General features: G+C 56.9%; 16 protein-coding genes. 3 read left to right on the top strand and 13 right to left on the bottom strand.

Annotated elements, in window-relative coordinates:
* Positions 1–2 precede the first annotated feature (2 nt).
* The 5 genes from MWU53_RS11995 to MWU53_RS11970 form a co-directional block, all read right to left on the bottom strand.
* Positions 3–1886 (bottom strand): hypothetical protein, encoded by a 1884-nt coding sequence (locus MWU53_RS11995; protein ID WP_247093650.1) that lies wholly within the window; start codon positions 1884–1886, stop codon positions 3–5.
* Positions 1887–2174: 288 nt separating this feature from the next.
* The gene (gene dld / locus MWU53_RS11990; RefSeq protein WP_247093648.1) at positions 2175–3854 is read right to left on the bottom strand and encodes a D-lactate dehydrogenase; all 1680 of its coding nucleotides are present in this window, start codon (positions 3852–3854) and stop codon (positions 2175–2177) included.
* Positions 3851–5038, bottom strand: a complete 1188-nt coding sequence (locus MWU53_RS11985) for an alpha-hydroxy acid oxidase (protein ID WP_247093646.1) — start codon at positions 5036–5038, stop codon at positions 3851–3853. Before MWU53_RS11985 ends, dld begins: the two co-directional genes overlap by 4 nt.
* Before the next feature lie 10 nt (positions 5039–5048).
* Positions 5049–7127: a TRAP transporter large permease subunit gene (locus MWU53_RS11980; RefSeq protein WP_348647041.1), complete on the bottom strand. Its 2079-nt coding sequence runs from the start codon at positions 7125–7127 to the stop codon at positions 5049–5051.
* A gap of 110 nt (positions 7128–7237) precedes the next feature.
* Positions 7238–8290, bottom strand: a complete 1053-nt coding sequence (locus MWU53_RS11970) for a TRAP transporter substrate-binding protein (RefSeq protein WP_247093644.1) — start codon at positions 8288–8290, stop codon at positions 7238–7240.
* 331 nt (positions 8291–8621) lie between these two features.
* Between MWU53_RS11970 and MWU53_RS11965 the strand changes: the two genes are divergently transcribed.
* Positions 8622–9395 carry a FadR/GntR family transcriptional regulator gene (locus MWU53_RS11965; RefSeq protein WP_247093642.1) on the top strand — a complete coding sequence of 258 codons (774 nt, stop codon included), beginning with the start codon at positions 8622–8624 and terminating at the stop codon, positions 9393–9395.
* 11 nt (positions 9396–9406) lie between these two features.
* Here the strand turns inward: MWU53_RS11965 and MWU53_RS11960 are convergent, their stop codons facing one another.
* Positions 9407–10216: a glutathione S-transferase family protein gene (locus MWU53_RS11960; protein ID WP_247093640.1), complete on the bottom strand. Its 810-nt coding sequence runs from the start codon at positions 10214–10216 to the stop codon at positions 9407–9409.
* A 5-nt stretch (positions 10217–10221) separates the two neighbouring features.
* A complete protein-coding gene (locus MWU53_RS11955) occupies positions 10222–10389 on the bottom strand; it encodes a hypothetical protein (protein ID WP_247093637.1) in 168 nt (55 codons plus the stop codon).
* A gap of 307 nt (positions 10390–10696) precedes the next feature.
* Here MWU53_RS11955 and MWU53_RS11950 point away from each other — a divergent pair, with 307 nt between their 5' ends.
* The gene (locus MWU53_RS11950) at positions 10697–11167 is read left to right on the top strand and encodes a hypothetical protein (protein ID WP_247093635.1); all 471 of its coding nucleotides are present in this window, start codon (positions 10697–10699) and stop codon (positions 11165–11167) included.
* Here the strand turns inward: MWU53_RS11950 and MWU53_RS11945 are convergent.
* Positions 11164–14406 (bottom strand): polysaccharide deacetylase family protein, encoded by a 3243-nt coding sequence (locus tag MWU53_RS11945; protein ID WP_247093633.1) that lies wholly within the window; start codon positions 14404–14406, stop codon positions 11164–11166. The two genes, MWU53_RS11950 and MWU53_RS11945, sit on opposite strands and share 4 nt — an antisense overlap.
* A gap of 379 nt (positions 14407–14785) precedes the next feature.
* On the opposite strand from MWU53_RS11945, the gene MWU53_RS11940 reads away from it, so the two are divergent.
* Positions 14786–17416, top strand: a complete 2631-nt coding sequence (locus tag MWU53_RS11940) for a DUF3131 domain-containing protein (protein WP_247093630.1) — start codon at positions 14786–14788, stop codon at positions 17414–17416.
* An 18-nt stretch (positions 17417–17434) separates the two neighbouring features.
* On the opposite strand, the gene nadC is transcribed toward MWU53_RS11940, so the two are convergent.
* From nadC to MWU53_RS11915, 5 genes are all read right to left on the bottom strand, one after another.
* Positions 17435–18283: a carboxylating nicotinate-nucleotide diphosphorylase gene (nadC, locus tag MWU53_RS11935; protein ID WP_247093628.1), complete on the bottom strand. Its 849-nt coding sequence runs from the start codon at positions 18281–18283 to the stop codon at positions 17435–17437.
* The gene (locus MWU53_RS11930; RefSeq protein ID WP_247093626.1) at positions 18280–19848 is read right to left on the bottom strand and encodes an L-aspartate oxidase; all 1569 of its coding nucleotides are present in this window, start codon (positions 19846–19848) and stop codon (positions 18280–18282) included. The genes nadC and MWU53_RS11930 overlap by 4 nt, the downstream gene beginning before the upstream one ends.
* Positions 19849–19853: 5 nt before the next feature.
* Positions 19854–20903 (bottom strand): quinolinate synthase NadA, encoded by a 1050-nt coding sequence (nadA, locus tag MWU53_RS11925; protein ID WP_247093624.1) that lies wholly within the window; start codon positions 20901–20903, stop codon positions 19854–19856.
* A gap of 416 nt (positions 20904–21319) precedes the next feature.
* A complete protein-coding gene (locus MWU53_RS11920; protein WP_247093622.1) occupies positions 21320–23230 on the bottom strand; it encodes an ATP-binding protein in 1911 nt (636 codons plus the stop codon).
* Entirely contained in the window at positions 23211–24050 is an 840-nt protein-coding gene (locus MWU53_RS11915) for a phosphate/phosphite/phosphonate ABC transporter substrate-binding protein (protein WP_247093620.1), read from the bottom strand. Before MWU53_RS11915 ends, MWU53_RS11920 begins: the two co-directional genes overlap by 20 nt.
* Positions 24051–24168 lie beyond the last annotated feature (118 nt).

The following is a 24168-nucleotide window of genomic DNA, read 5'->3' as shown; positions in this document are numbered from 1 at the left end:
CCCTACCGATACGCGATGTGTCGAAGGTCGCTGCGCAGGGCGATGCCGAACAGCCAACCGTCCCCATCAAGCATCCTTCTTGACCAATCACCCTTCATATATTCTGCGCTGAAGACAAGCGAATGATCCTCGATCAGTGTCAACCCAAGCTCTTGACGCAAATAGCGAGCGTTCTCATCCGAACCGTCGCTATATTCTACGATCCCAGCTTCAAGCGCATAGTCCCAAAGGCCGGGAACAAGCGTGTAGTTTAGACTGGCAGAGGCCCGCGCCTCCCAGAAATCCCCTAGGGTCGAGGCATGGTGGCGCAGCTTCAGCTCGACCGTGGCGTCCAGCCGATCACTGGGCGCGGCCGAAGCCAGAAACTCAAGCCCATGCGCAATTTCGTCCCCATCCGGTGACGAGAGATAGTCCAGATCCTCATAGCTATAGAGCATGGCAAAGCTGCCCCGTTCGGTAAACTTGTTCATCCCGAAACTAAACGAGGCCAGTTGGTGGTCCTGTTCTGGCAGGGCGCCCAGTGGGGTCTCAAGCCGTTCCTGCACGAACAGTTCGGACGCGAAATAGAATCTGGCACCGTTCAGAAATCCGCCGGTAAAGACGTCCGGCGAATATGTCGTTTCGAAGGACAGGCGGGTCAGGCGATCCACGGCTTGGTCTGGGCTTCCGCCCTCATTTGTCTGAGCCTGTTCGGCCCCAAGGGCCCAGCTCCATTCATGGCCCACAAACTCCAATTCGACCCGTTTTGCCCGCTCTCCGACAATCAGGTCGGGGTTGAGCGGCGAATGGAAGTCCTGATCGATCTGCGAATAGCTTACGCCAAGCGATAGCGTGTCATAGACTTCGGGCGACGTCAGACGAACCGTCAGTTCAGCCTCAAGCGCCTGCCCTGCCCGCCACGTTCCGCCATCAAACCACTCGGTTTGATCCGCAGACAGCAGAATATCCATCCGGTCACCGAACAATGGGGATGACAGGGACACACCCTTGCCCCGGACGCCGCCCGCCGATTCATTTGGCAGATTACCCGCCCGCCCGTCGAAGGCGGCAAATCCAAGGCGCAAACCGCTGTTCAGAAACGGAGCAATATTTGCCATCGCACCGTGGACCCGATCATTCCCGTCAGCAACGCCGATCAGATTCTCTGGTCTGGTGGACAGGCTGGGCTGCAAGACAAAGGCCGCGACCTCGTCTCGGTTCAAGGCGTCTGCGAACCGCAAGGACACCCCACGGCGCGATGCCTGATCAATCAGGTTTCCGTTTACGTTGTAGTAATGCGAGCCCAGCCGAAGGGACAGATCCCCCCCAAGCACGGTGTGGCTGGATTCCAGATAGTGATCGTCAATTGTGTAATACTCGCCAGTCTCAGGGTCCGGCAATGCAGTGCGCGAAAAGCTTAGGCCGCCACGCAGCAGTCCATTCCGGATGTCGAAATCCAGCCGCCCCCCAAATCCTGTATAGACCTTGTACTCATCGCGATTTCCGACAACACCGCTTTCAGCCTGAAGGGCGATATAGGCTTCCGTCGTGCCCGCAGCGACAAGTGTGAAATCCCAACGACCGATGAAAATATCACCTTGCGAGGTCTCTTCATACAGTACCAGTTCATGCGCATTTCCGGTCAGATCTGCCGGTACTTTCAAACGAAGTGTTGTTCCTGACAAGTCCAGAGCGGTCCAGACCTGCACCCCGTCTATCTCGACTTTCAACCGCGTCAGAGGAAGCAACTGGTCGAGCTCGATCAACAGGATTTCGCCGGGCTGTGCATCGCCCAGAGACATACGATCGCTTGCGGGTGCGTTTTCTGGCAGCAACAGAATCAGCAGTGCGGCGATCCACGCCTCAAATCTACCAGATCTCTGCCCGCGATACCTTTTCACAAACATTCCCTCGTTTCCGTTTGAGGGTTACTAACGATGCGTCGCAAATTCTCAAGAAAAAACAGGTTTTTATCGTCTTCGGTTTGGCGCATTGTCCCAGATGCATCACCAGGGACCACCTGAAAGCGAACAGCCACCTTCTAACTACCGCCCAGGCCTGTTTTCCATGAATTTCGGTGGAAAACGCCCTTTGGCGAATGCGGCAGCGTTTGGCCAGACATCCACCCGATCTGCGCAACGCTTCTTCAGGGTTCCGTGATCGAAAAGATGTGTATTGCGCGCGCGCCCTGTCCGTCACGCATAGTGCTTCTTCTTCGACATCTTTCCGATGCCGGGATTAAAGGTATTGGTGGGGTCGCAACAGGAATAATGCGCGGCAAGATCAGGCTTGGCCGGATAAAGATGCCCGACATTATGCTCGGCCGGATATTCCGCGCCGCGCTGATCCAGAAGCGCCAACATCTGCGCCTTGATCTGCTTGGGATCGGCCCCTTTCCTGACCACGTAATCCTGATGCAGAACATGGCAGAAAAAGTGGCCGTAATAGAGCTTGTGCACCAGTTGATCGTTGATCTCGGCAGGCAAGACTTCATACCAATCGCGATCATTGCGGCGAAGCGCGATATCAAGCGCCAAGATATCCTCGACCTCGTTCGAATGGATCGCCATGTAGCGCACGGCGGCGCCTGCAGCGGCGAACCGATGCAACCCGGCAATCTTCGCCTCGCGGTCGGTGCATTCAAAGAAGTCCCCCTCACGATCCGCAAAGAGCTTGGACAGATAGCCCGACGCCTCGCCAATCCCATCGTCTCGCATCTTCAGGATCAGGTGGTGACGATAGCGATTGCGGAAGTCCTTCAGCCGTTTCGGCAGAATGCTGGGGGTCAGGCGGGCAAACAGCTGCATGGCGCGGTCGGTGAAATTGGCAAGGCCGGGGACAGACCGCAGCCGCGCATCAATCGCGCCTTTCAGGGCAAAGAAGGACGGCAGGCGATCCGTGCCCAACCAGTCGATCATCATCACCGTGTCCTTGCCATAGCGCTCGGTCAGATCGAACACCTCGCGCTCCATATATTCGCCCGAGACCGGCAGCGTCTCGAACTCTGATAGGATATGACGGCGCAGCTCTGTCAGGTCTGCGGTGTCATTGGTGCCGATATAGAAGGTCTTTTGGGTGGCAGGCTTGGCATAGGTATCCAGCCGCACAGCGAAAACACCCAGCTTGCCCGCACATCCCGAGGCCTCGTGCAAACGCCGCTTGTCCGCGTTGAACCGTGCGGGCGTTTCCGCGTCCACTTTGCGCACCTGACTGGCATAGTCGGTGGCCGAGGCCTTGCGATTGGTATCCGGGACGCTCGGCCCCAGATCGCCCGCCTCAAGCCGTGTCAGAATTTCCTCGGGCGTGTCGCCCAGATCGACCCCCAGATGATTGACCAAAGACAGCTGGCCGTTTTCATCGACCTGTGCGTACAGCGACAGCTCGGTATAAGACGGGCCACGTTCGACCAGCGAACCGCCCGAGTTGTTGCAAACCCCGCCGATGATCGAAGCCCCAATGCAGGACGAGCCGATCACGGAATGCGGTTCGCGCCCCAGCGGGTCGAGCAGTTTTTCCAAAGCAAACAATGTGGAGCCCGGAAAGCCAATGACCTGACGCCCCTCGTCCAGCGGCACGATCTTGTCCATGCGGCGGGTATTGATCAGAACCACGTCACGATCATAGGCGCCCGACGGGGTCGAGCCTTCGGTCAGCCCGGTATTGGCGGCCTGCATGATGACGATCTTGTCCGCCGCAACGCAGGCCTCAAGAACCTGCCATTGCTCAAGCAGTGTCCCCGGACGAATAACGCACAGCGCTTCCCCTTCCCCCGATCTGAACCCGCGCCGAAACCGCTCGGTCGCACGCTGTCCGGTCAAGACATGACGGCGACCGACGATGTCGCGGAAACGAGAGAGAAGCGCGTCGTTGGTCATGCAGCAGCCCCTGTGCTTATCTTCGCCGCCCCGCTTTCCCCAAGAAAACGCAGGTTGTCGCGGCTGAGTTGGTCGACGCGCGTGACGCCCATCAGTTTCATGTCGCGCTCGATCTCGGCCTGCATCAGGCCAAGCGCACGTTCGACAGCCGGTTGACCGCCTGCTGCCAGAGCATAAAGGTATCCGCGCCCGATGCCCACCGCCTTGGCACCCAGCGACAGCGCCTTCAGAACATGGGTACCGCGCTGAATGCCGCTGTCCATCATGACATCCAGCTTGTCACCTACCGCCTGAACGATCTCGTCCAGCTGGTCAAACGGCGTGCGCGAGCCATCCAGCTGTCGGCCCCCGTGGTTCGACAAAATGATGCCGGTGCAGCCGATCTCGGCGGCGCGTTTGGCGTCTTCGACGGTCATGATGCCCTTCAGGCAGAACTGACCATCCCAATCGCGGACCATCTGGGCCACGTCATCCCATGTCATCGACGGATCGAGCATGTCAGTGAAATAGCCGCCAATCGAGCTGGCCCCGCCGCCCATATCGACATGCTCATCCAATTGCGGCAGGCGGAATTTCTCGTGCGTGACATAGTTGATGCCCCACATCGGTTTGATCGCGAACTGGATCATGCCGCCCAAGGTCAGCCGAAACGGGATCGAAAACCCGGTGCGCAGATCGCGTTCGCGATTGCCGCCAGTGATGCTGTCCACGGTCAGCATCATCACTTCGACACCGGCCTCTTTCGCGCGCTGCATCATGGCCGCGTTCAGACCGCGATCCTTGTGGAAATAGAACTGATAGACCTGCGGATTCTTGTGCTTTTGCCGCAGTTCCTCCAGCGACACGGTGCCCAGAGACGAGACTCCGAACATGGTGCCGTATTTGTCGGCCGCAGCGGCGACGGCACGTTCACCCTTGTGATGGAACAACCGTTGCAACGCGGTGGGCGAGCAATAGACCGGCATGTCCAGCTTTTGCCCCATCACGGTGACGGACATATCCACGTCCTTCACCCCGCGCAGCACCGACGGCAACAGATCGCAATTGTCGAACGCGCTGGAGTTTTTGCGCAGTGTCACCTCGTCATCGGCGCCACCGTCGATGTAGTTGAAGATCGGCCCCGGCAGACGGCGCTGCGCCAGTTTGCGGAAATCATGGAAGTTGTGACAATCTTTAAGACGCATGTTCAAACTCCTAGTACGCGACCGACGGCAGCCAAGTGGCAAGTGCGGGCCAGTAGAAGACAAGGGCAAGACCGATCAACTGCAGGATCACAAACGGGATGATGCCCTTGTAGATATCCGTCAGCTTGATCTCGGGCGGGCAAACCCCCTTCAGATAGAAGAGCGCAAATCCAACCGGTGGCGTTAAGAAACTGGTCTGCAACGTCACCGCCACAAGGATCACAAACCACACCAGCGCCGGTTCATCGATGACCCCAAAGCCGGGGATGTCCAGGCCAAGGGCATTCACGATCGGGCGCATCAGGGGCAGCACGATCAGCGTGATCTCGATCCAGTCCAGTACGAAACCCAGCAGGAACACGATGAACAGGATGATGAACACGGTTCCCGTGGCACCCAGACCAGCGCTGTGAATCATATCCTCGATCAACGCGTCGCCACCCAGTTCGCGCAGCACATAGCTGAACACTGTCGCACCCAGGAAGATCGCGAAGATATAGGCGGTGGTGTTGAAGGTGGCCTTCAGCACGTTAACCAGCTTGCGGAAGCTCAGTTTGCGATAGCCCAGCGCCAACAGGGTCGCGCCAAGGGCACCCACGCCCGACGCCTCGGTCGGCGTGGTGAGGCCCGCGAAGATTGACCCCAGCACAGCCAGGATCAGACCCAGTGTCGGCATGACGGCCACCAGCACATCCTTGACCGCTGACCAGTCGGGGCGGGTTGCACCCTCTGGCACTGGCGCCACATCGCGCTTGATCAGCGCGATCACGAAAATATAGGTCAGGTAGAGGAACCCGATGATCACGCCGGGGAACACCGCGGCCATGAACAGGTCACCTACGGACAGGGCCATCTGGTCGGCCATGATCACCAGCATGATCGACGGCGGGATCAGGATGCCAAGCGTACCGGATGCCGACACCACGCCAGCCGCCAGCGACGGGTTGTATTTCTGCTCCATCATCGAGGGCAGCGACAGCACGCCCAGCAGAACCACCGACGCACCGATGATGCCAGTCGAGGCCGCAAGGATAATGCCAATCATTGTCACGGTGATGGCCAGCCCGCCACGCACCGTTCCAAACAAGCGCTGCATCGAGGTCATCAGGCGTTCCGCCACACCGCTTTCATCCAGCATCAGGCCCATGAAGATAAACATGGGCAACGCCACCAGAACGGCATTCGACATGGTCGCATAGACCCGGTTCACCACTGCCCCAAGGGTCAGATAGTCCAGCCCGGTGAAGGTGCTTTCCAGCCCGGTCCAGAGCATCAGGTCATTGTCGAACAGATAGGCCAACCCGCAATAGGCGACACCGACGCCCGCAAGCGTCCAAGCCACGGGGAAGCCCGTGAACAGAAGCGCGATGAAGGTCAGGAACATCGCGATGACCAGCTTTTCTTCGGTGGTTTCGACCACGAAGGTCAGCGCGGTTGCGACGACGGCGAAGGCCACCAGCGCCCATAGGATCAGGCGCAGGTCCTTGCCCTTCCGCTCGTCCTCGTAATTCACCACAATTGCATGCGCATCGTGGAGCAAACGGGCCAGGGCAGCAAGCGCCAGCAAGACGAAGCTGACCGGGATCACAGCCTTGAACGCCCAGCGCGCGGCCAGACCCGTGGGGCTGTCCGAGCGTTCGTTTACCCGCCAGCTTTCATAAAAATAGTCCCAGCCTTGATCGACCATCAGATAAATGAAGGGCACCAGCAGGGCGAGGATCCCGATCACCTCGATCACCCGCTGCGCACGGCGGCTGAGTTGCATGTGCAGGATATCAACGCGCACGTGGCTGTCTGTGACCAACGCATAGGAAATCCCGACCATCGTCACCAAACCATAGAAATGCCACTGGATTTCATCGAGCTTCGGGAGGTTCACGTTGAACAGATAGCGCAGGCTGACCTGTGTCACGATGGCAGCCACCAGAAGTAGGTTGGCCCACATGACGATATTGCCGACGCCCTTTACAGTTTTGTCGATGGCAACAGCAGCGACCTGCGTGTCGCGGTCCTGGTGCTCGATGATGTGTTCGTACACGTCGACGGGATCATTCAAGTCCACGTCTTGTTGATGCGGGGTCTGGGCCATGTTCTCCTCCACAGGCGATGGCGGCGAAATTGCGCGAGGTCAGGAATAAAAAAGGAAGAAACGAAAAAGTGCGGGGCGACGGATCACGCCGCCCCACGTTCTTTGGAAAGTTACTTGCGAGGGAGGAACGCGTTCTCTTTCCAGATCGAATAGCCTTCGCGGAACTCGGTCATGTCACCCAAAACCTTGGCGAAGAATTCGTCATTGGCGGCTTCTTCATCGGCGACCGCGTCCCAGTTCTCGCGGAAGACGTTCAACATCTCGTCCGACCAGGTCTTGATGGTCACGCCGTTGTTTTCGACGTTGTCCAGCAGGGCGTCGTGCTGAATGGCTTCACCTTCTGCAAAGCTGTCGGTCATCGAGGCCTTACAGGCGTTTTCGATGATCGCTTTGTGCTGGTCGCTGGCTTCGTTCCAGACATCCTTGTTCACCAGCAGTTCAAACACGGTGGCCTGTTGGTGCCAGCCGGGGAAGTAGTTGAACTTGACCAGTTTGTGGAAGCCCAGACGCGCGTCGATCGCCGGCATCGAGAATTCGGTCGCGTCGATCGCGCCTTTTTCCAGTGCGGGGAAGATCTCGCCACCCGGCAGCAGGCTGGTTGCAACGCCCAGGCGCTGCATGACTTTGCCGCCCAGACCGAAGAAACGCATCTTCAGGCCTTCCAGATCTTCCGGGCTGTTGATTTCTTTAGCGAACCAACCCGAGGTTTCCGGCGCGATGATCGCACAGGGCAGAACCTTCACGTTGAAGCCCGCCTGATCATACATTTCCTGATACAGGTTCATCCCGTTGCCATAGTACAGCCACGCCATGTATTCGCCGGCTTCCGGGCCAAACGGCACGGCCGAGAACAGCGGGGCGGCTGGGATCTTGCCAGCCCAATATCCAGCGGTGGTGTAGCCAGAGTTGATCTTGCCCGAGCTTACGGCGTCCAGAATTTCGAACGGCGGCACCAGTTTGCCGGGCTCGTAGACTTTCATCTTCAGCGTACCACCGGACATCAGGTCCAGCTGTTCAGCCACGCGCGGGATCGGCGATCCAAGACCCGGCAATGCGGTCGAGAACGCAATCGGGGTTTTCAGCAGAAGTTTGTCGGCAGCTTGCGCAGCCGTGGTGGTCATAAGGGTCGCGGCAATCGCCAGCGAAGTCAGGGTCTTTTTCATGGTTTTCCTCCGAGGTTGGACCGTAAGGACCGGCGCCGCCTCCACGGCAAATCCGGTGTCGATATGAATTGGTAAATAAATATTACCACCTCGACCGGTCAACAATTTTATTTACCACTGGTACTATTCCGTACCGAAACTGGCGCATTCAAAGCGCGAAACGTGGGAGATTTCTTCCGAAAATTCTGCGGCCATCCCAGACATTCCCGTTATTTTTCAAAATCTAACAAGGCCTGCGATGAACGTCCCTTCCGGGTTGATTTTTAACGAGCATTGGTTACTTTGATTTACCACCACTCCGAGAGCAACTTGGGACCGAGGTAAGCTCAAAATGAAGAACAACGCTCTTTTTGATCCGGTTGGGCACGAATCACTGGCCGATGCCGTCGTCGCACAAATCGAGGATTTGATTGCGTCCGGCATCCTGAAACAGGGCCGCAAACTACCGTCAGAGCGCGAACTGGCGGACACACTTCGCGTTTCGAGGCCAAAGTTGCGTGAAGCGCTTCATATTTTGGAAGAGCGCGGCTTGGTCATGATCAAGCACGGTGAAGGCAGCTTTGTTGCGCCTTTGACCGGTCAGGCGATGCTGCCCGCCCTTCTGGACCTGTACGGCCGTCACGAACCGGCCTTTTTCGATTACCTTGAATATCGGCGCGAACAAGAAGGATTTGCCGCCCGTCTTGCGGCCCGCCGCGCCACGCGTGCGGACAAAGAGCGGATTTCCGAAGTCCTGACCGAGATCGAACGCGCGTGGAAGACAAATGATGCGGAAGCATCGCGCGAAGCGGATTTCGCGCTCCATTCGGCCATTGTGGATGCCAGTCAGAATGCAACGCTGATCCACATGATGGCGTCGATCTTCGACCTGACCCAGCAAAGCGTGTTCTACAATCGCGACTTCCTAAAGACGCTTGATGGCACGGGCAAAAAACTGCTCGAACAACACCTTGAACTGGGGCAAGCGGTCATCGCTGGCGACGAAGAGCGCGCTGAAAAGGCGGCGCTGGATCACATCGACTTTGTTGAGCAGTCTTTCCGGCAAGGGCTGGAACAGCAACGGCGCGAGGCGATGGCCGAAAAGCGTCGATTGATGGCGCAATAGTCGCTGCCGTCTTAGCCCCTGCCCGCAGCCACCAATCCAAGCGCTTCGTCAGATGCCCGCGTCCCATATTTGTCGCGCGGGGGCATTGGACGCTCTTGCCACCTAGGTTCAAACGCGAAACTCGAGACCGTACGCCCGTCGACCAACGCACCATTTCCGGCTCCTAAAGCGTAATCGTAGTAGAGTTTCACGATCTCTTCCTCGGACACCTGATCCGTCGCATCATGCGCCATGCAGGCCGCCCGCCATTTGGCAACGCGGGCATAGTCTGAACCTTCCGGCAATTCGAAGCCTTCATAGTAATCAAGGAACCAGAATCGTTTGAACATCGGGGTGAATACGGCTTCCGCCAGGCCAAACTCATCAAACAGGAAGGTGCCGTCTGGGTTATACGCAAGCAGGAAGCCATTGAGGTCCCGGTATAACCCAAGCAGCTTGTCATTCAGCGCCCCACGCTGCGCCTTGTCCTGATTCATCACATAGATATAACCCGCCATGGTGAAAGGCCCTTCTTTGGCGATGAGCATGGATTCAACCGCGTGTTCATAGGGGTCGCGACGGCGCAGCGGCGCGCCCTCTAGCGCTTCATCAAGATAGCGCAGGATCACCAAGCTTTCCTTGAGGATCTCGCCCTCGGACGTTTCAAGGACCGGCAACGCCGTCGTCCCACGCGTCTTTGCCAAAAGCGCGGGATCACGCGGCTTGGTGATATCCACGACGCGAAATTCGACGGCATCCTGCAAGCCGCGAAGAGCCAACAGGATTTCCAGTCGCTGTGAAAAGGGGCAGACGGGGATGTGGAAAACAACGGGTTTGGTCATGGGTCTCAATCTAAGGTGTGACCTAGGAAGGTCATTCTGTGGCGGTCGCCGGTTTCTATGATCGCAGCCATGCCATCGGGGATGGCGAACTGACCAGCGGCCAACAGGACAAAGCCCTCTTCGGACCCGCCTTTGTTGACTGCAGCATAGGTCAGCAGCAAGCCATCACTCAATCAGTCATTTCCAATGCAGGATATTGTGACATGAACTTCCTGAGTCTGATCTGATCAGCCCCAACCCCAGCTTCACGCCGGAAGAACCCTTGTAAAAATCCCATTCCGTCGTTCCTGAGTATCTCTGGACCTGACACTGGGCGAAAAATCGCACACCGCAGCAACACATATGGATTTCGCGATGTGAACATAGTAATGCCTAAATCCACACCTAAAAGTAGTGACAATGCGATCCAATCCATTGAAACAACACTAATCGAGCATAAGTTCCAGCCCAACATTCCGATGCCACCTTAAGGAGACCGGTATGATTTTGTCGAAAACACTGAGACCCTTTTTGCTTTTGTTTCTTTCGCTGATCGCATCAGTGGCAACGGCAGATGTGACCTGCAAAGGTGACTGGCAACGCGCGGCTTTGACCAATTATGAAAGCTATCCTGATCCCGGCAGTGTCGAATGCGTCAAGTACAATGGATGCAAATGGGCCGGTCAGTTTTACGGTGTAAACGGCAAGAAATCCGAAAGCTGGGTGGCCAGCAAAAACATCGCTGCAGTTCACCAAAAGGACTGGCGGCGTCTTGGCGGGAAGCACCTACGCCTGCGTCAGGGCAACCGCGAGATTGTTGTTCAGGTGCTCGACCTGTGTGCGGATACCGACTGCAACGGTTGCTGCACGAAAAACCTTGGCGGCGACGGTTTCCTGATCGACATCGAGAAGTTCACGATGGGGCGCTTTGGATCGGGTTCGGGGACCGTTGATTTTCAGGTGTGCAGTTAAGCCTGCCCACCTTGATCATCCGCGGCCTTATCTACGTGAACAACGCGCGCCCGCGCCCTTGAAAGCTCGAGCGCGCTTTTTAGATCGATCGACGATGTGCGCGTGATCTTGCGCCACCCGGTAAAGCGCCCGGTGATCGCCCGCGCAAGAGAGCGCAGAGCCACCATCCAATAGATCTGACGATAGAAGAACCTTTGGGTCAGAACCCACGGCAACAGGCGCTTATCCTCTTTGGGTTCAAGCCCGAACGCGATGGTGGCCAGAACAAGGTCTGACAGCAAATAGGCCACATAGCCGATGGCAACCAATATGGACGAGCTTTGAAGGGCCGCCCGCGAGTCGTCATTGAAGAGATCGACCAGTGCAAACAGATTGAAGATCATCACCAGATCCGCAATGGGCGCAAACAGGGAAAATACGGCGCCGAATAGGAATAGATCAGGGATCGACACCAATCCCACGGCACGTCGCTCAAAAAACGCGCCTTTGTGCTTCCACGCAATTTGCAGCATTCCGAAATGCCAGCGCAATCTTTGGCGCATCCACTGCCGGATGGTTTCCGGTGCCTCTGTGTAGGCAAGGGCTGCAGGTTCGAATACGACCTTAAAATCACTACGAATGACCGAGACCGTCAGGTCCGCATCCTCGACAAGTGTTTGGGTCGTGTATCCGCCCGCCGCGATTACCGCCTCGGTGCGCCAGGCCCCGATGGACCCCGGAACCACCATGATCCCGTTCAGAACCTCGTAAGCGCGACGGTCCAAATTCTGCGCAGATATATATTCAATGGCCTGAAGACGCGTAATAAGATTTCGCCGATTTCCAACTTTGACATTTCCAGCAACCGCGCCAACCTCATCGTCATTGAAATGCTTGACCAACTCTCCGACCGCCTCGGGCGCGATGATCGTGTCGGCATCAATGGCGACGAAGACGGGCGTATCGATGTGCTGGATGCCGTTATTCAGTGCCTCGGCCTTGCCTTGATTGTTTTGGCGGATCAGGCGCACGCGCGGGTCGGACCCGAAATGGTCGCTGACCACCTGAGCCGTGTCATCGGTCGAGCCGTCGTCAATCACGATCACCTGAGCAATCGGATAGGTCGACTGAAGCACCGACGTCACCGACTTCACGATCACCGTTTCTTCGCAGAAGGCCGGGATCAGCACCGACACCGGCAAGACCGGTTCGCCGCCCTTGTGAACACGACGTTCCTTGATCAGTGCCAAGATCAGGACGGTAAAAGACCGGAAGACACCCGCGGTAATCAGCACAAAAAAGGCCGTTGTAACCGCGGTTTTCAGGCTGCGGATCAGCAAGAACGACATGCCGCTCATCTGATCGCTTTCTTCCACCAAAATGGCCGGCTTGAGGCGGCTATCGTGGCCAGCGACGCTGGCGACAGACACAACGGAAATCCCGGCATCCTTGAGCGACTGAATAATCATGGGTAGCGCCTGGACCGTCTGTTCGCGATCACCCCCCGCATCATGCAGCAAGACGACGCTGCCTAAACCTGCCTCGGCCCGTGACGTTACAGTTCTCGCGATTTCCTCGGCGCCCGGACGGGTCCAATCGGTCGAGTCGATCTCGATCCCGACGACCACATAGTTCTCGTCCGACAACAGGCTTAGAACCCGCGCTTCGTTCGGAGTCTCGGGGTTTTCATCAAACCCATAGGGCGCACGAAACAGATTGGTGCTTTTTCCCGAAACGCTTTCGATCAGCTCTTGCGAGGCATGCAGCTCGAGTTTGAGGCGAAGGTCCGAGACCTCGGCGATATTGGGGTGAAGGTAGGTATGCACGCCCAGCTCATGCCCTTCGTCCACAATGCGGCGCGCGATATCGGGGTTCTGCTGAACCCGCGTCCCAATCACAAAGAAGACCGCTGGAACATCATGCTCCTTGAGAATGTCCAAGATCGCAGGTGTGTATTTCGCGCTGGGTCCGTCGTCGAAGGTTAGGATGACCGATCGATCCGGCAGGTCGCCGCTTTGTGTCACCGTGAAGGCGCGCGGGTAGTCCAGATAGGTCGCCTCGACGATCAAGCCGCTCTCTTGATCCAGTTGCAGGATGCGTCGGCCGGGCGTTGCCGAGTTGTGTCCTGTCAGGAACGGACCTGTGCCGACATAGTTTACATAGGGTGCGGCGCTGATCCTTTGCAGAAAGTCCCGCGCAATCTTTGGGTCCGGCAAACCCGGAGAGATGATCTTCCAAATACCGGGATCCCCACCAGACACCGGCCAAATCGCGACCCCATCCAAATCGCCAAGGGGCAAGCGCGACAGCTGGTTGTGCCCGCTTAGAGCATCCAAAAGCCAGATGTGATGCCGCTGCCCTTTGTCATCCAGAAACCGCGCTTCCGTGTTCAAGGCGTCTTGGTCAATGCGCAGTGTGCCACTGTGCCGCTGCACGGCCTCTACGACATCGAAATAGTTCAGATACTCCGGTGTCGATCTGGCGCTGATCCAGTCCATGCCGAACCCGCCAATGGCGACGACCACTTTCTCGGCTGGCAAGTTCTCCAACAGCTTCGAGACTTTCGCCTCGAACCACGCCTGCGGCGCCAGCGGCTCGGGGCCGCTGAAGGGTCCCGGTTCATTGAAAGCGAGCACAATCAGTTTGTCCGCAAGATCACCCGCATTCGGCTGTGCCCAAAGCGCATGATCGGTACCCGCGATGAGACAGCTGTCTTTCCCCGCCGCCTCAAGCCCGGCCTGCAAAGTTGTCGCAAAACCCACCAGGTCTTGCACCGTCACATTGGGGGCACCCGAAAGGTCCACACACAGCCCCTCGGCGCCTTCAGAAACAGCTACGGATGTCAGCGCAGAGATCAAACCAGATTGTTTCGCGACCGAGGTAAACACATTTGGTTGCGTTCTTCCTTGGGCGAACTCGATCTGGGCAACGGGGAAAAAACTAACCCGAGATTTGTTTGATGCCCATAACTCCCGAAGCTTATCCTTCTGGGGCGCAGAAGGGGTCGTTACCGCACCAGTTGTTCCATCAATCGTGACCCAGTCGGTCATCAGAACATCTATCGCGTCGATATGCGTTCGCGCTTCGACATAACCCGCCATCGACCATGACGGCACGAAGGCGTGCACCTTTGCATCTTGGGCGATGTAGACGTCACCGGGCAGAATAGTGCCTTCAATTGCGTCCGTCCAAAGCTGCGCTTGCGACGCTGTGGCAGCCTCGTCCTCTGTCAGGTTTGGTGATCCGATGGCATCGGACACTTCTGTCTTACTTAAGTCAGAATTCCCGACCTGAGGCGGCAGCTCGGACTCATGCAGATGGACTAGGAAAGACACGAACCAGACCACGGCAAACACCAAGAATACAGCTGACAACACGCTGAAAAGAACGAGCCGATGGGACGTCGGATCGAAGAATATCGGCTTCGCCTTGGGCTTGTCCCTGTTGTCTTTTTGGCTGTTCAAGTCAGTTACCTGTATCGCGTCCCGTTCTAGGCTGGCGTTTTCATTAGTCTGTCACAGCCGGTACGCTGAAGGAATGCGTATATGGTCGCAGGCATGCCGGGTGTGACGTCTTGGTAGTTGGCGGCCAAGACTAAAGCTGCAATGGTGGGTCGAGCGGTATTTCTGAGGAGTGGTGATGGATCGCAGGACATTTCTCTCTCGCACCTTGGCCGGAGGAGCGGCAGCACTTTCTTCGCCCTGGCAAATGGCCCATGCCGCAGCCACGCATCCCAGCCTGTTGTTTGTCCGAAATGTAACGCCGCGCAGCTCGGCATCGGCGCTCTTTTCCTTTCTGGATCCGATCACATCACACAACGTGCCCGTCTGCGTAGCGATCAAGTTCGACCAAGCGGAATGGGAAAGCGCAGACCAGAACACCGAGTTGATGGAGGTGTTGCAAAGGCTGATCATCGACTATCCCGGTCTGGTGGATTTGGCGATCGAGATACCGGGGCTTGCAGGCGCGCTTCCCTATCTGCGAATGCGCGCCGCCAGCACAGCGCGCAACCGGTTCGGGCAGGCGATGGCCAAAGTTGGCGGGACTTACACGCCGCAAACATTGATTTCCGACCTGCCTGACGGCGAAACTCCGACGCTTGAAGGGCTTCGATCTGCGGGGTTTCTGACCTCATTCTTGATCCCGAACGACGGCAGCACGACCGAGGTCTGGCGCAATGCGGATGGCACACAGCAAGTGAACGGGGGATGGACGTTTCCCCTCATGCCCTCCGCAAATGAGATCAAGACCACATTCACGCAAGCAGCATCGCAAGACGGACCCTTGGTTTTCGTCGCGTCCTTTCCAGGCGAAGACATGCAAGGCGATGATGCCTTTTTCGATCAGGGCGCCGTTCTTGGTGACAGCTTTCGGCGCGCCTTGAGCTCTAGTCGCAACTATTTCATTTTACCCTCGGAGCTCCGCTTCCGCTCGGGTGCCGCTTTCGCCCGTCACATGGTTCTTTGCCTCGACGCCGCCGGGTCCGCAAAAGCCGAAAACGGCCTCAGGGCGCAACTTGCCGCAGCGCATGTTCCCTTCACCGAGCTTCTGCCGCCCGTGCCACCCGCCAATACCGTAGACGACTTGACGGAAAAGACCCCTCACAGATGTTTTCTGGCATCAAGCCCGGACACGCACGATTGGCAAAGCATACGGAAAGCCGCATTCGACACGAGCACTGGCGTTGCCGTGCACAGCGTCGCGCTTGAGCGCGAAAAGTCCATGCCCACGGACACCCGTACCCTCGCCGGGTTCGAGGTCGTTCTTGACATGTCCGAAACCCGCAAAGGCGATATCGGATTTGACGCACAAGGTTCGCTTCACCTTGGGGTATCAATGGTGCTTGATGCGCCGATCTCTACGCAAAGGTTTCAGGAAAAACTGCTGCAATCTGCCCCGCTCGGTGAAGACGCCACCATACTGGTCAAGGAAAGCGCCTTCACGCGACCCGAAGACGTACAGACGCTGGTCAACACCCTGATCACACTGGGAAGCTCGGAACAGTTTCGCCTATTGGACCTTGCAGATCACTTCAGCGCTGTATCGATAAAAAGCGAACCAGCGCGGCTTCTTCGCGCTGCCAGCCGCTGGCCAGCACGTGCGCCCAGCGCCGTCGCGAATAATGAGCGCGAACAGCTTATGCAGGACGCCAAAACCGCTTGGTCCTATTTCGCGCGTTTGACCGATCCCGCGACCGGGCTGGCGCCCGCGACGGCGTGGGCCGAAAACGACCAGATTGAGACCTATCGGTTCAGCACGATGTGGGACACAGGGACCCATCTGCTGGCAATCATGAGTGCACATAGCATCGGCATATTGGAGGACGACGAATATACCGCCCGGTTGAAAGCGGTCCTTGGCGGGCTGGCGACCGGCACGTTCAACGGGCTTGGTTTACCCAAGGGACTTACGTCGACCGATGGCAAGGCCAAGGGGGACGATGACTATAATGCAAGCGACACCTCGCGCTTGCTGACCGCGCTTCATCTGGTCCAATCCTATACCAAGCAGGATCTGGGGATCTCAGGCATTCTTGCCGGGTGGGACTTGGAACAGACCATCCAAGACGGCGCACCAATGACGGTGCGTGGCGGCAAACTGGTGTCTGCCTACCGATCCAACTACGCCGGATACATCGCACGCGGTTTTAGCCTTTGGGACTATCCTGTGACCTCGCCCTACGCAGCCCCCAGCCCCGGATCCCCCTTCGATCAAGGGGTTCAAATTCTGCATGATGTGGCAAAGTTCGGCCCAATCGGCACCGAGCCCCATCTTCTTGAGGCAGTAGAACTTGGTGCATCGCCTCTGGCCGGCACCGCCGCCGAGGCTTTGTTCGCCGCGCAGATCGACGAATACCGCGCAACCGGCAAGCTGGTCTGCGTTTCGGAAGGCCCCGTCAATCGCGCGCCGTGGTTTGTGTATCAAGGCTATCAGATCACCGACGATGGCGGCCAATGGACTGCCGAAACCCTTGATCCGTCCCCACGTTTCAAGACCAAGGGGTTTGTCCGTGCGGTCGATATGCTGAACAGCAAAGGCGCCTTCCTGTGGAACGCCTGCAGGCCGAACGACTATACGGACCGCTTGGTCGCGCAGGTCCGCGAGAAAGCGACGACAGATAAGCTGGGCTTCAGCCCCGGAGTATTCTCGGTGACTGGCAAATCGGATCAGGCCTATAGCGACGTCAACACCAATGGTGTCATCTTGCAGGCAATCGCCTTTCGTTTGAACGGCAGCATCCCTTGCGTGGATTGGACGCAGAAAGCGTAGAGCGGGCGTGGTCGACGCTTAAAAGTCGAGCCCCAGATCAACCGTTCTCGCCGAATGGGTCAGGGCTCCGGATGACACATAGTCGACACCCGTCGCCGCGATCGAGGCGATCCGCTCGCGTGTCACGTTGCCGCTTGCTTCTGTCTTCAACCGGCCATCGACCAGAGCGACAGCCTTGCGCAAGGTGTCATTGTCCATGTTGTCCAGCAACACCGTGTGTGCGCCGCCCACCTCAAGCACCTCTTCCAGCTGATCAAGGCGATCCACTTCGATTTCGACCGCCATCATGTGGCTTGCTTTGGCTTTCACCTCTTCCAGCACAGCACGAACACCACCCGCGGCAGCGATGTGGTTGTCCTTGATCAAAATGGCATCGCTCAGGCTATAGCGGTGGTTGGAACCCCCGCCGTGCAGGACGGCAAGCTTTTCAACGATCCGCAATCCGGGTGTCGTTTTGCGCGTGCAGGTGACCCGGGTTTTGGTCCCTTCGGTCTCGGCCACGAAACCCGCCGTTTTCGTCGCAATGCCCGTCAACCGGCCAGCAAAGTTCAAGGCGACCCGTTCAGCCGACAAGATCGACCGCGCGCGCCCTTCGATGGTCATCAGTGTCTCGCCCGCCGAACAGGCCGAGCCATCGGGCTTGTGGGTGGTGACCACCAGATCGGGATCGACAAGACGGAACGCGATCTGCGCGACCTGCATCCCTGACACCACAGCATCTTCACGCGCATTGATCCGCGCGGTGTAGGTGATGTCTTCAGGGACAACCGTGCGGGTTGTAATGTCACCATAGCTGCCCAGATCTTCCAGCAAAGCATTGCGGATCATCGGCTCGAGGATGAGGTCGGGAACGGTTGCAAAGCTCATTCAGGTTCTCCGCAGATTTTGGAACGTAGGGACAGGGCGTCGGACAGGGTCAACAGGGTTGATTGCGCCAACTCGGGTTTTGTGTCCGGGAAGTCCGAACGCTCGTGCGCGCCCCGGCTTTCCTCGCGCAGCAACGCACCTGCGGCAATCAAAGTGGCCGTGGCACACATATTTAAGAACGAGGGGCTGCTGCCGTGGTTCTTCTCTAGCCGGGCAATAGTGCGAAGCGCAGCTTTCAGGCCCGCCGCATCGCGCACCACACCGACATGGTTGGTCATGGTTTGGCGCAGCTCTTGAACCGCCTCGGCATCGGGCGCGGTGCCGCCGGTCGCAAAATCGAGTGCGACTTCAGGCGCGTTCTCAGCAGGCGCAATTTCGGTGGAAATCCCTTCGGCACAAATGCGGGCATAAACCAGCGCCTCAAGCAGACCATTCGAGGCCAGCCGGTTCGCCCCGTGCAGCCCGGTCGACGACGCTTCGCCGCAGACCCAAAGGCCATCAAGGCTGGCCTTGCCGTGAGTGTCGGTGGCGATCCCGCCCATGTGATAATGCGCGGCAGCGGCAACCGGGATGGGGTCAACGGATGGGTCGATCCCGTTGCGCAGGCAGGCCTCGGTCACCGAGGGGAATTGCGCTTTGATATCTTCACCGATCGCGGTGGTGGTATCGAGCATCGGGCGTTTCCCGGCTTGGCTCTGTTCAAAAATGGCGCGGGCAACCACATCGCGCGGGGCCAGTTCCGCATCCTTGTGGACATCCAGCATAAAGCGCGTTCCGTGCTTGTTGACCAGAACTGCACCTTCCCCCCGCAGCGCCTCGGTCGCCAAAGGGGCAGGATCTTCGCCGACATCTATGGCCGTCGGGTGGAACTGGACGAACTCGGGATCGGCAATCGTGGCACCCGCCCGTGCGGCCATGCCGATCACCTGCCCTCTGATGCGATGGGGGTTTGTGGTCAAGGCGTAAAGGCCACCGGACCCACCTCCAGCCACAAGAATTGCCGCGCCACGTAACATGATTGGCGCAGACCGCGCATCGTGCGCAGCTTGGATGGCAACGCCCGTCACCCGGTTATCTTCGGTTTCGAAATCAACCGCCATGACGCCTTCAAGCGCCTGAACAGATGGCGTTTCGCGAACTTCTTCGATCAACGCGGCCATAATCTCGGCGCCTGCCTGGTCGCCCTTTACACGCACCACACGCGCATAGCTGTGCGCAGCCTCGCGTGACAGGACATAGCCACCGTCTTCGGTACGATCAAAGGGCGTGCCCAGTGCGGTCAGATCAAGGATGTAATCCCGCGCCTCTTGCGTTACCAGCTTGGCGACCTTGGGGTTGACCGTGCCGGCACCTGCATTGATCGTGTCTTCGGCATGGTCATCCGGGCTGTCATTCGCATCCATAGCCGCCGCAACGCCACCTTGCGCCCAAGCCGAACTTGCCCCTTCACCCAATGTCTCGGGCGAGATCAGCACGACAGGGCACGGGGCAAGTTTCAAGGCTGCATAAAGAGCCCCAAGACCCGCGCCGATAATGATGACGCGATCTGTGGTGACAACTTGCATCGCGACTAGAGGCCCAGCTTCCGGGACAGGTCGATCATCTTCTGGACAGATTGGCGTGCGCCATCCGCGACCGATGGGTCAACTTCGACCTGATTTTCCATCGTGTGCAGCACATAAAGGATCTTTTCGAGAGAGATCTTCTTCATATACGGGCACATGTTGCAGGGGCCAACAAAGTCGACTTCCGGCAATGCATCCGAGATGTTCGACGCCATCGAGCATTCGGTGATCAGCATCGCCTTTTCGGGCTTCTCATCGGTCACGTACTTGATGATCCCGGCGGTCGAGCCACTGAAATCAGCTTCGGCGACCACATCGGGCGGGCATTCCGGGTGCGCGATCAGGCGCGTGCCGGGGTTCCATTCGCGGAACTCTTGCAGATCTTTGGCCGTATATTGCTCGTGCACGATGCACGAACCGGGCCAGAACACGATGTTCTTCTTGCTTTGGTTCGCAACGTTTTGCGCCAGATACTGGTCTGGCGTCATGATAACAGTATCGCTGTCCATCGCGTCCACGATTTGCACCGCGTTCGACGAGGTACAGCAGATATCCGAGGCCGCTTTTACATCAGCCGTGGTATTCACATAGGTGACAACAGGGGCGCCCGGATACTTGGCCCGCATTTCCTCGATACCGTCGGCGGTGATGCTTTCAGCCAAAGAGCACCCAGCCTCCATGTCCGGCATCAGCACTGTCTTTTCCGGGCTCAGAATTTTCGACGTCTCAGCCATGAAGTGAACGCCAGCCTGAACGATAACCTCGGCATCCACCTCTTGCGCCTTCATCGCGATCTGCAGGCTGTCGCCCACAAAGTCCGAGACACCATGGTAGATCTCGGGCGTCATATAGTTATGCCCCAGAACGACAGCGTTGCGTTCTTTCTTAAGTTCGTTGATGGCTTTGACATAGGGGGCAAAACTGACCCAGTCCGGCGGTGTCACCACGCGATCCATCTTGCGATACACATCTTCCATGGACTCTGCCAACGCGAGGGAAGGTGTGAGATCATAGTTAGCAGAAAGCACTGAACGAAGATTTACAAGGTCCAACAACTGTTACCCTCCACAAGGCATTTTGTGCCGGAAGACCTAACGCCTCATCACATTATCCACAACCCGTTTGCACTTTGTCAGCGCTAGCAACTAAAAATGTCGCCGGTCTCACAGCGTTATTGCTATCTTAAGGGCGAAGATTAAGGCCAGTCGCAGCCTTCATGCGCCTCAATCGCCGACCAAAGTAAGTTGGAACATATGACATCACCAATTGGGTGGTTCGATTTTGCCGATAGATAAAGCCCCTGTGTCGCCCTCACCCATTCTCGCAGTTTTCGCTTGGTGACGGCACTGAAACAACCAAGCGGTGGCGGCATTGGTCTTGCTGTCACACTCTACCCCAAGCTGATGCTGCGACACCTATGCGGCCGGTATCGCGTTCATTCAGAAAGCCTCGTGATGGACAGTCACACGTCTCACGCGTGACCTAGATGCTCTGACAAAGTCGTGGCCAATTCGGCTTTTGACAGCGGCTTGGCGAGAAAGCCGTTCATACCAGCATCAAGACAGTTCTGGATATCGTCTGCGAAGGCGCTCGCGCTCAAACCGATTACGGGGGTCTGGATCATGTGTTGTGATCCTTTCCGGATACGGCGCGTTGTTTCCAGCCCGTCAATCCCAGGCATGTTGACGTCCATCAACACCAGATCAAACTGGTTCTCTTGCATCAGATCGATCGCAATTTCACCGCTTTCGGCAGTTGATACCTCGTGCTTGAGCGACCGCAGTATGACCTTGGCGATCTTCAGATTAGTTTTGCTGTCATCTACCACCAGAACGCTGGAGGGTTTTGCGGGTGTCTGGCGATGAGAAGAAGTGGCTTCGGGGCCATGCGCAAGATCTGCTTGGGTTTCGCTTTCAACATCAACAAAGTTGAACGGTAACGAAAAGTAGAACCGACTACCTTCTCCTTCGCGGCTGTCTACAGACAGTTCACCACCCATCTCTGCGACCAGCATGTTGCAGATTGACAATCCCAGCCCCGTGCCTTGGTATTCTCGGTTGCTACGATTATCCACTTGTACGAACCGCTCGAAGACCTGCGCCTGATCCTGTTCCGAGATCCCAATGCCGGTATCGGAAACCTCAAAACAAATGGTGCCGGTTTGGGGGGTTAAATCAGCAAACCCATTTACGCGTAAAGTAACACCACCTTCCGAAGTGAATTTGATGGCATTCCCGACAAGGTTTATCAGTATCTGCCGCAGTCTGTTTGCATCGCCCACAACCATCTTTGGGCAAGTATCCTGCACCGAAAAATCAAGTGATATCCCCTTGTTTTGTGCCGAAACGCGAAAAATCCCAATGACGCTCTGGGCCAGGCTATTAAGCGAGAACTCATCGCTGTGGAGCACAAATTTTCCCTCGTCCATCTTCGTGATGTCCAGGATGTCATCAATGATAGACTTAAGCGCCTTCCCCGATTCCTGTATCGTTTCGATAAGTTGAGCCTGCTCTTTCGGCAGATCTTGCTCCAATAGCAATTCGGCAATCGGAATGACCCCATTCAGAGGCGTCCGGATTTCGTGGCTCATGGTAGCTAGAAAGCGCGATTTGGCCTCGGCCGCGGCTTGGGCTTCGTCGCGGGATGCGATAAGATTTTTCTCGTTTTCTTTGATGGTTGTCCGCATCGTGGAAAAGCTGTTGGTCAGATCGCCAATTTCATCGTTTGAACTGGGTGGAATTTTCGCTTGATAGTTGCCTTGTGCCAGCTGTTGAGCCGCCGAGGCCAGCAGGGCTGCGCGTTTAACAACCCAACGATCAAGAAGCACGCCAACTACAAGAAGCGCCCAAAGGAAGAAGAGTGCGATCAGAATTGCGAGGAAGCGAACCTGATGCCGGATCTGTCCGAGATCATCAGAAATGTTGACCTGAACAGAAAGCGCGGCAAGCTCTTTTCCTTCGAACGAGATGGCCCGCGAGGTCTGAATGATGTCGGGCTTGGCCTCTGGATCCACCGCAGACAGGGGATAAAGCTGCGCGCCCTCTGGCGTTGTTAGAACAACAGTTTCCCAATTCTGATAGCGGCTCTGCATGCTGCTTAGAGTCTCGAAAACCGCACCGATCTGATTTTGTAGTAGAAATGGGATAAGGGCGTCAGACAGAATTTCAACGTTCTGGTCCAGATTCCGAATTTGAGAGGCCGTCATCTCTCTTGTCAGGCGCGGCTCCCAGATAAATGACAACCCAAGCACACACACGCACATCATGCAGGCAAGCAAGGCCACAAAGCGGCTGCGCAGTTTAAAGCGCACCCCTGCCAATGCCGACGCAATCACGGCTTTGACAGGTGCCACAAGTGGAGGGTCACTTAACAAAGAACGCATCCAAGCCCATTCCTTGCAGTTCAGTGTAGTCGTCCAGACTCGTCTCAATCACCTCGCGGATCGGAACGCGTTCAAGCAACTCACGACCATATCCAGTTTTCCACAAGTCAAGGAAGGCCTGAGCAACCTGCCTTTGAACATCCTCCGGTACACGTGGATGAGCAGCGATTGGGTGCGGTGGGACACGGGTCGTTTTGTAGAGGACGCGTAGTTGTTCGGATATCTCGATTGGCTGCGACCGAAACGTTCCCATTACCCCGCCAGCCGCTGCGGCTTGGTTCAGGATAACGTTCAAGTATGCCGACCCGTGTGTCGACACATACATTGGTGAAAAATCGACGCTATGTTGATTGGTCAAGTCGGACCGGATCAGCAATGATGCGCCAAGCGCATTGGGCGCAGGGAAGGCAATGGTTTGCCCTTCAAGATCTTCAACCGATTGATAGTCACTATCATCGCGCACAACCAAGATGCCGAACAGTTCACGCCCCCCATCCCGAATGATTGGCTGATACCCTTGCGTTTGGGCAGCAATGATCGCGTGATAGGGATTCATGTAGGCGAAATCGAACTCACCATTCATGAAACTTGTTTCAAATTCCGGGATCCGTGGCGCCCCTACAATCTCGAAATCGTAGCCCGTACGCTTTTCGATTTCGCTGATAATCGGTTCCCAAATTCGCGCGAGCTTTCGCGCTTCGAATTGCGGAACGATACCGAATGTGTAGGTCTGTGCAACAAGTGGCGAAGCATTTAGCCACATCGCTGCAATCACACCAACAATACCACCAATGGTTGTTTGGAGTCTATTTCTGATCATATCTGCCCCTCTTTGGACGTCGCCGGATTTCGATCCACAACTCTGCCAACGCATTTGTGTGGTCGCGCAGCAAGCTTGGGGCGGATTGCTTAATATTTTCACTACATAGATGTTTTTT

This window comes from Aliiroseovarius sp. S1123 (genome assembly GCF_023015885.1).
In the GTDB taxonomy this organism is placed as follows: Bacteria; Pseudomonadota; Alphaproteobacteria; order Rhodobacterales; family Rhodobacteraceae; genus Aliiroseovarius.
The sequence above is the reverse complement of the archived record's forward strand: the minus strand, read 5'-3'. Positions and strand labels throughout refer to the sequence as shown.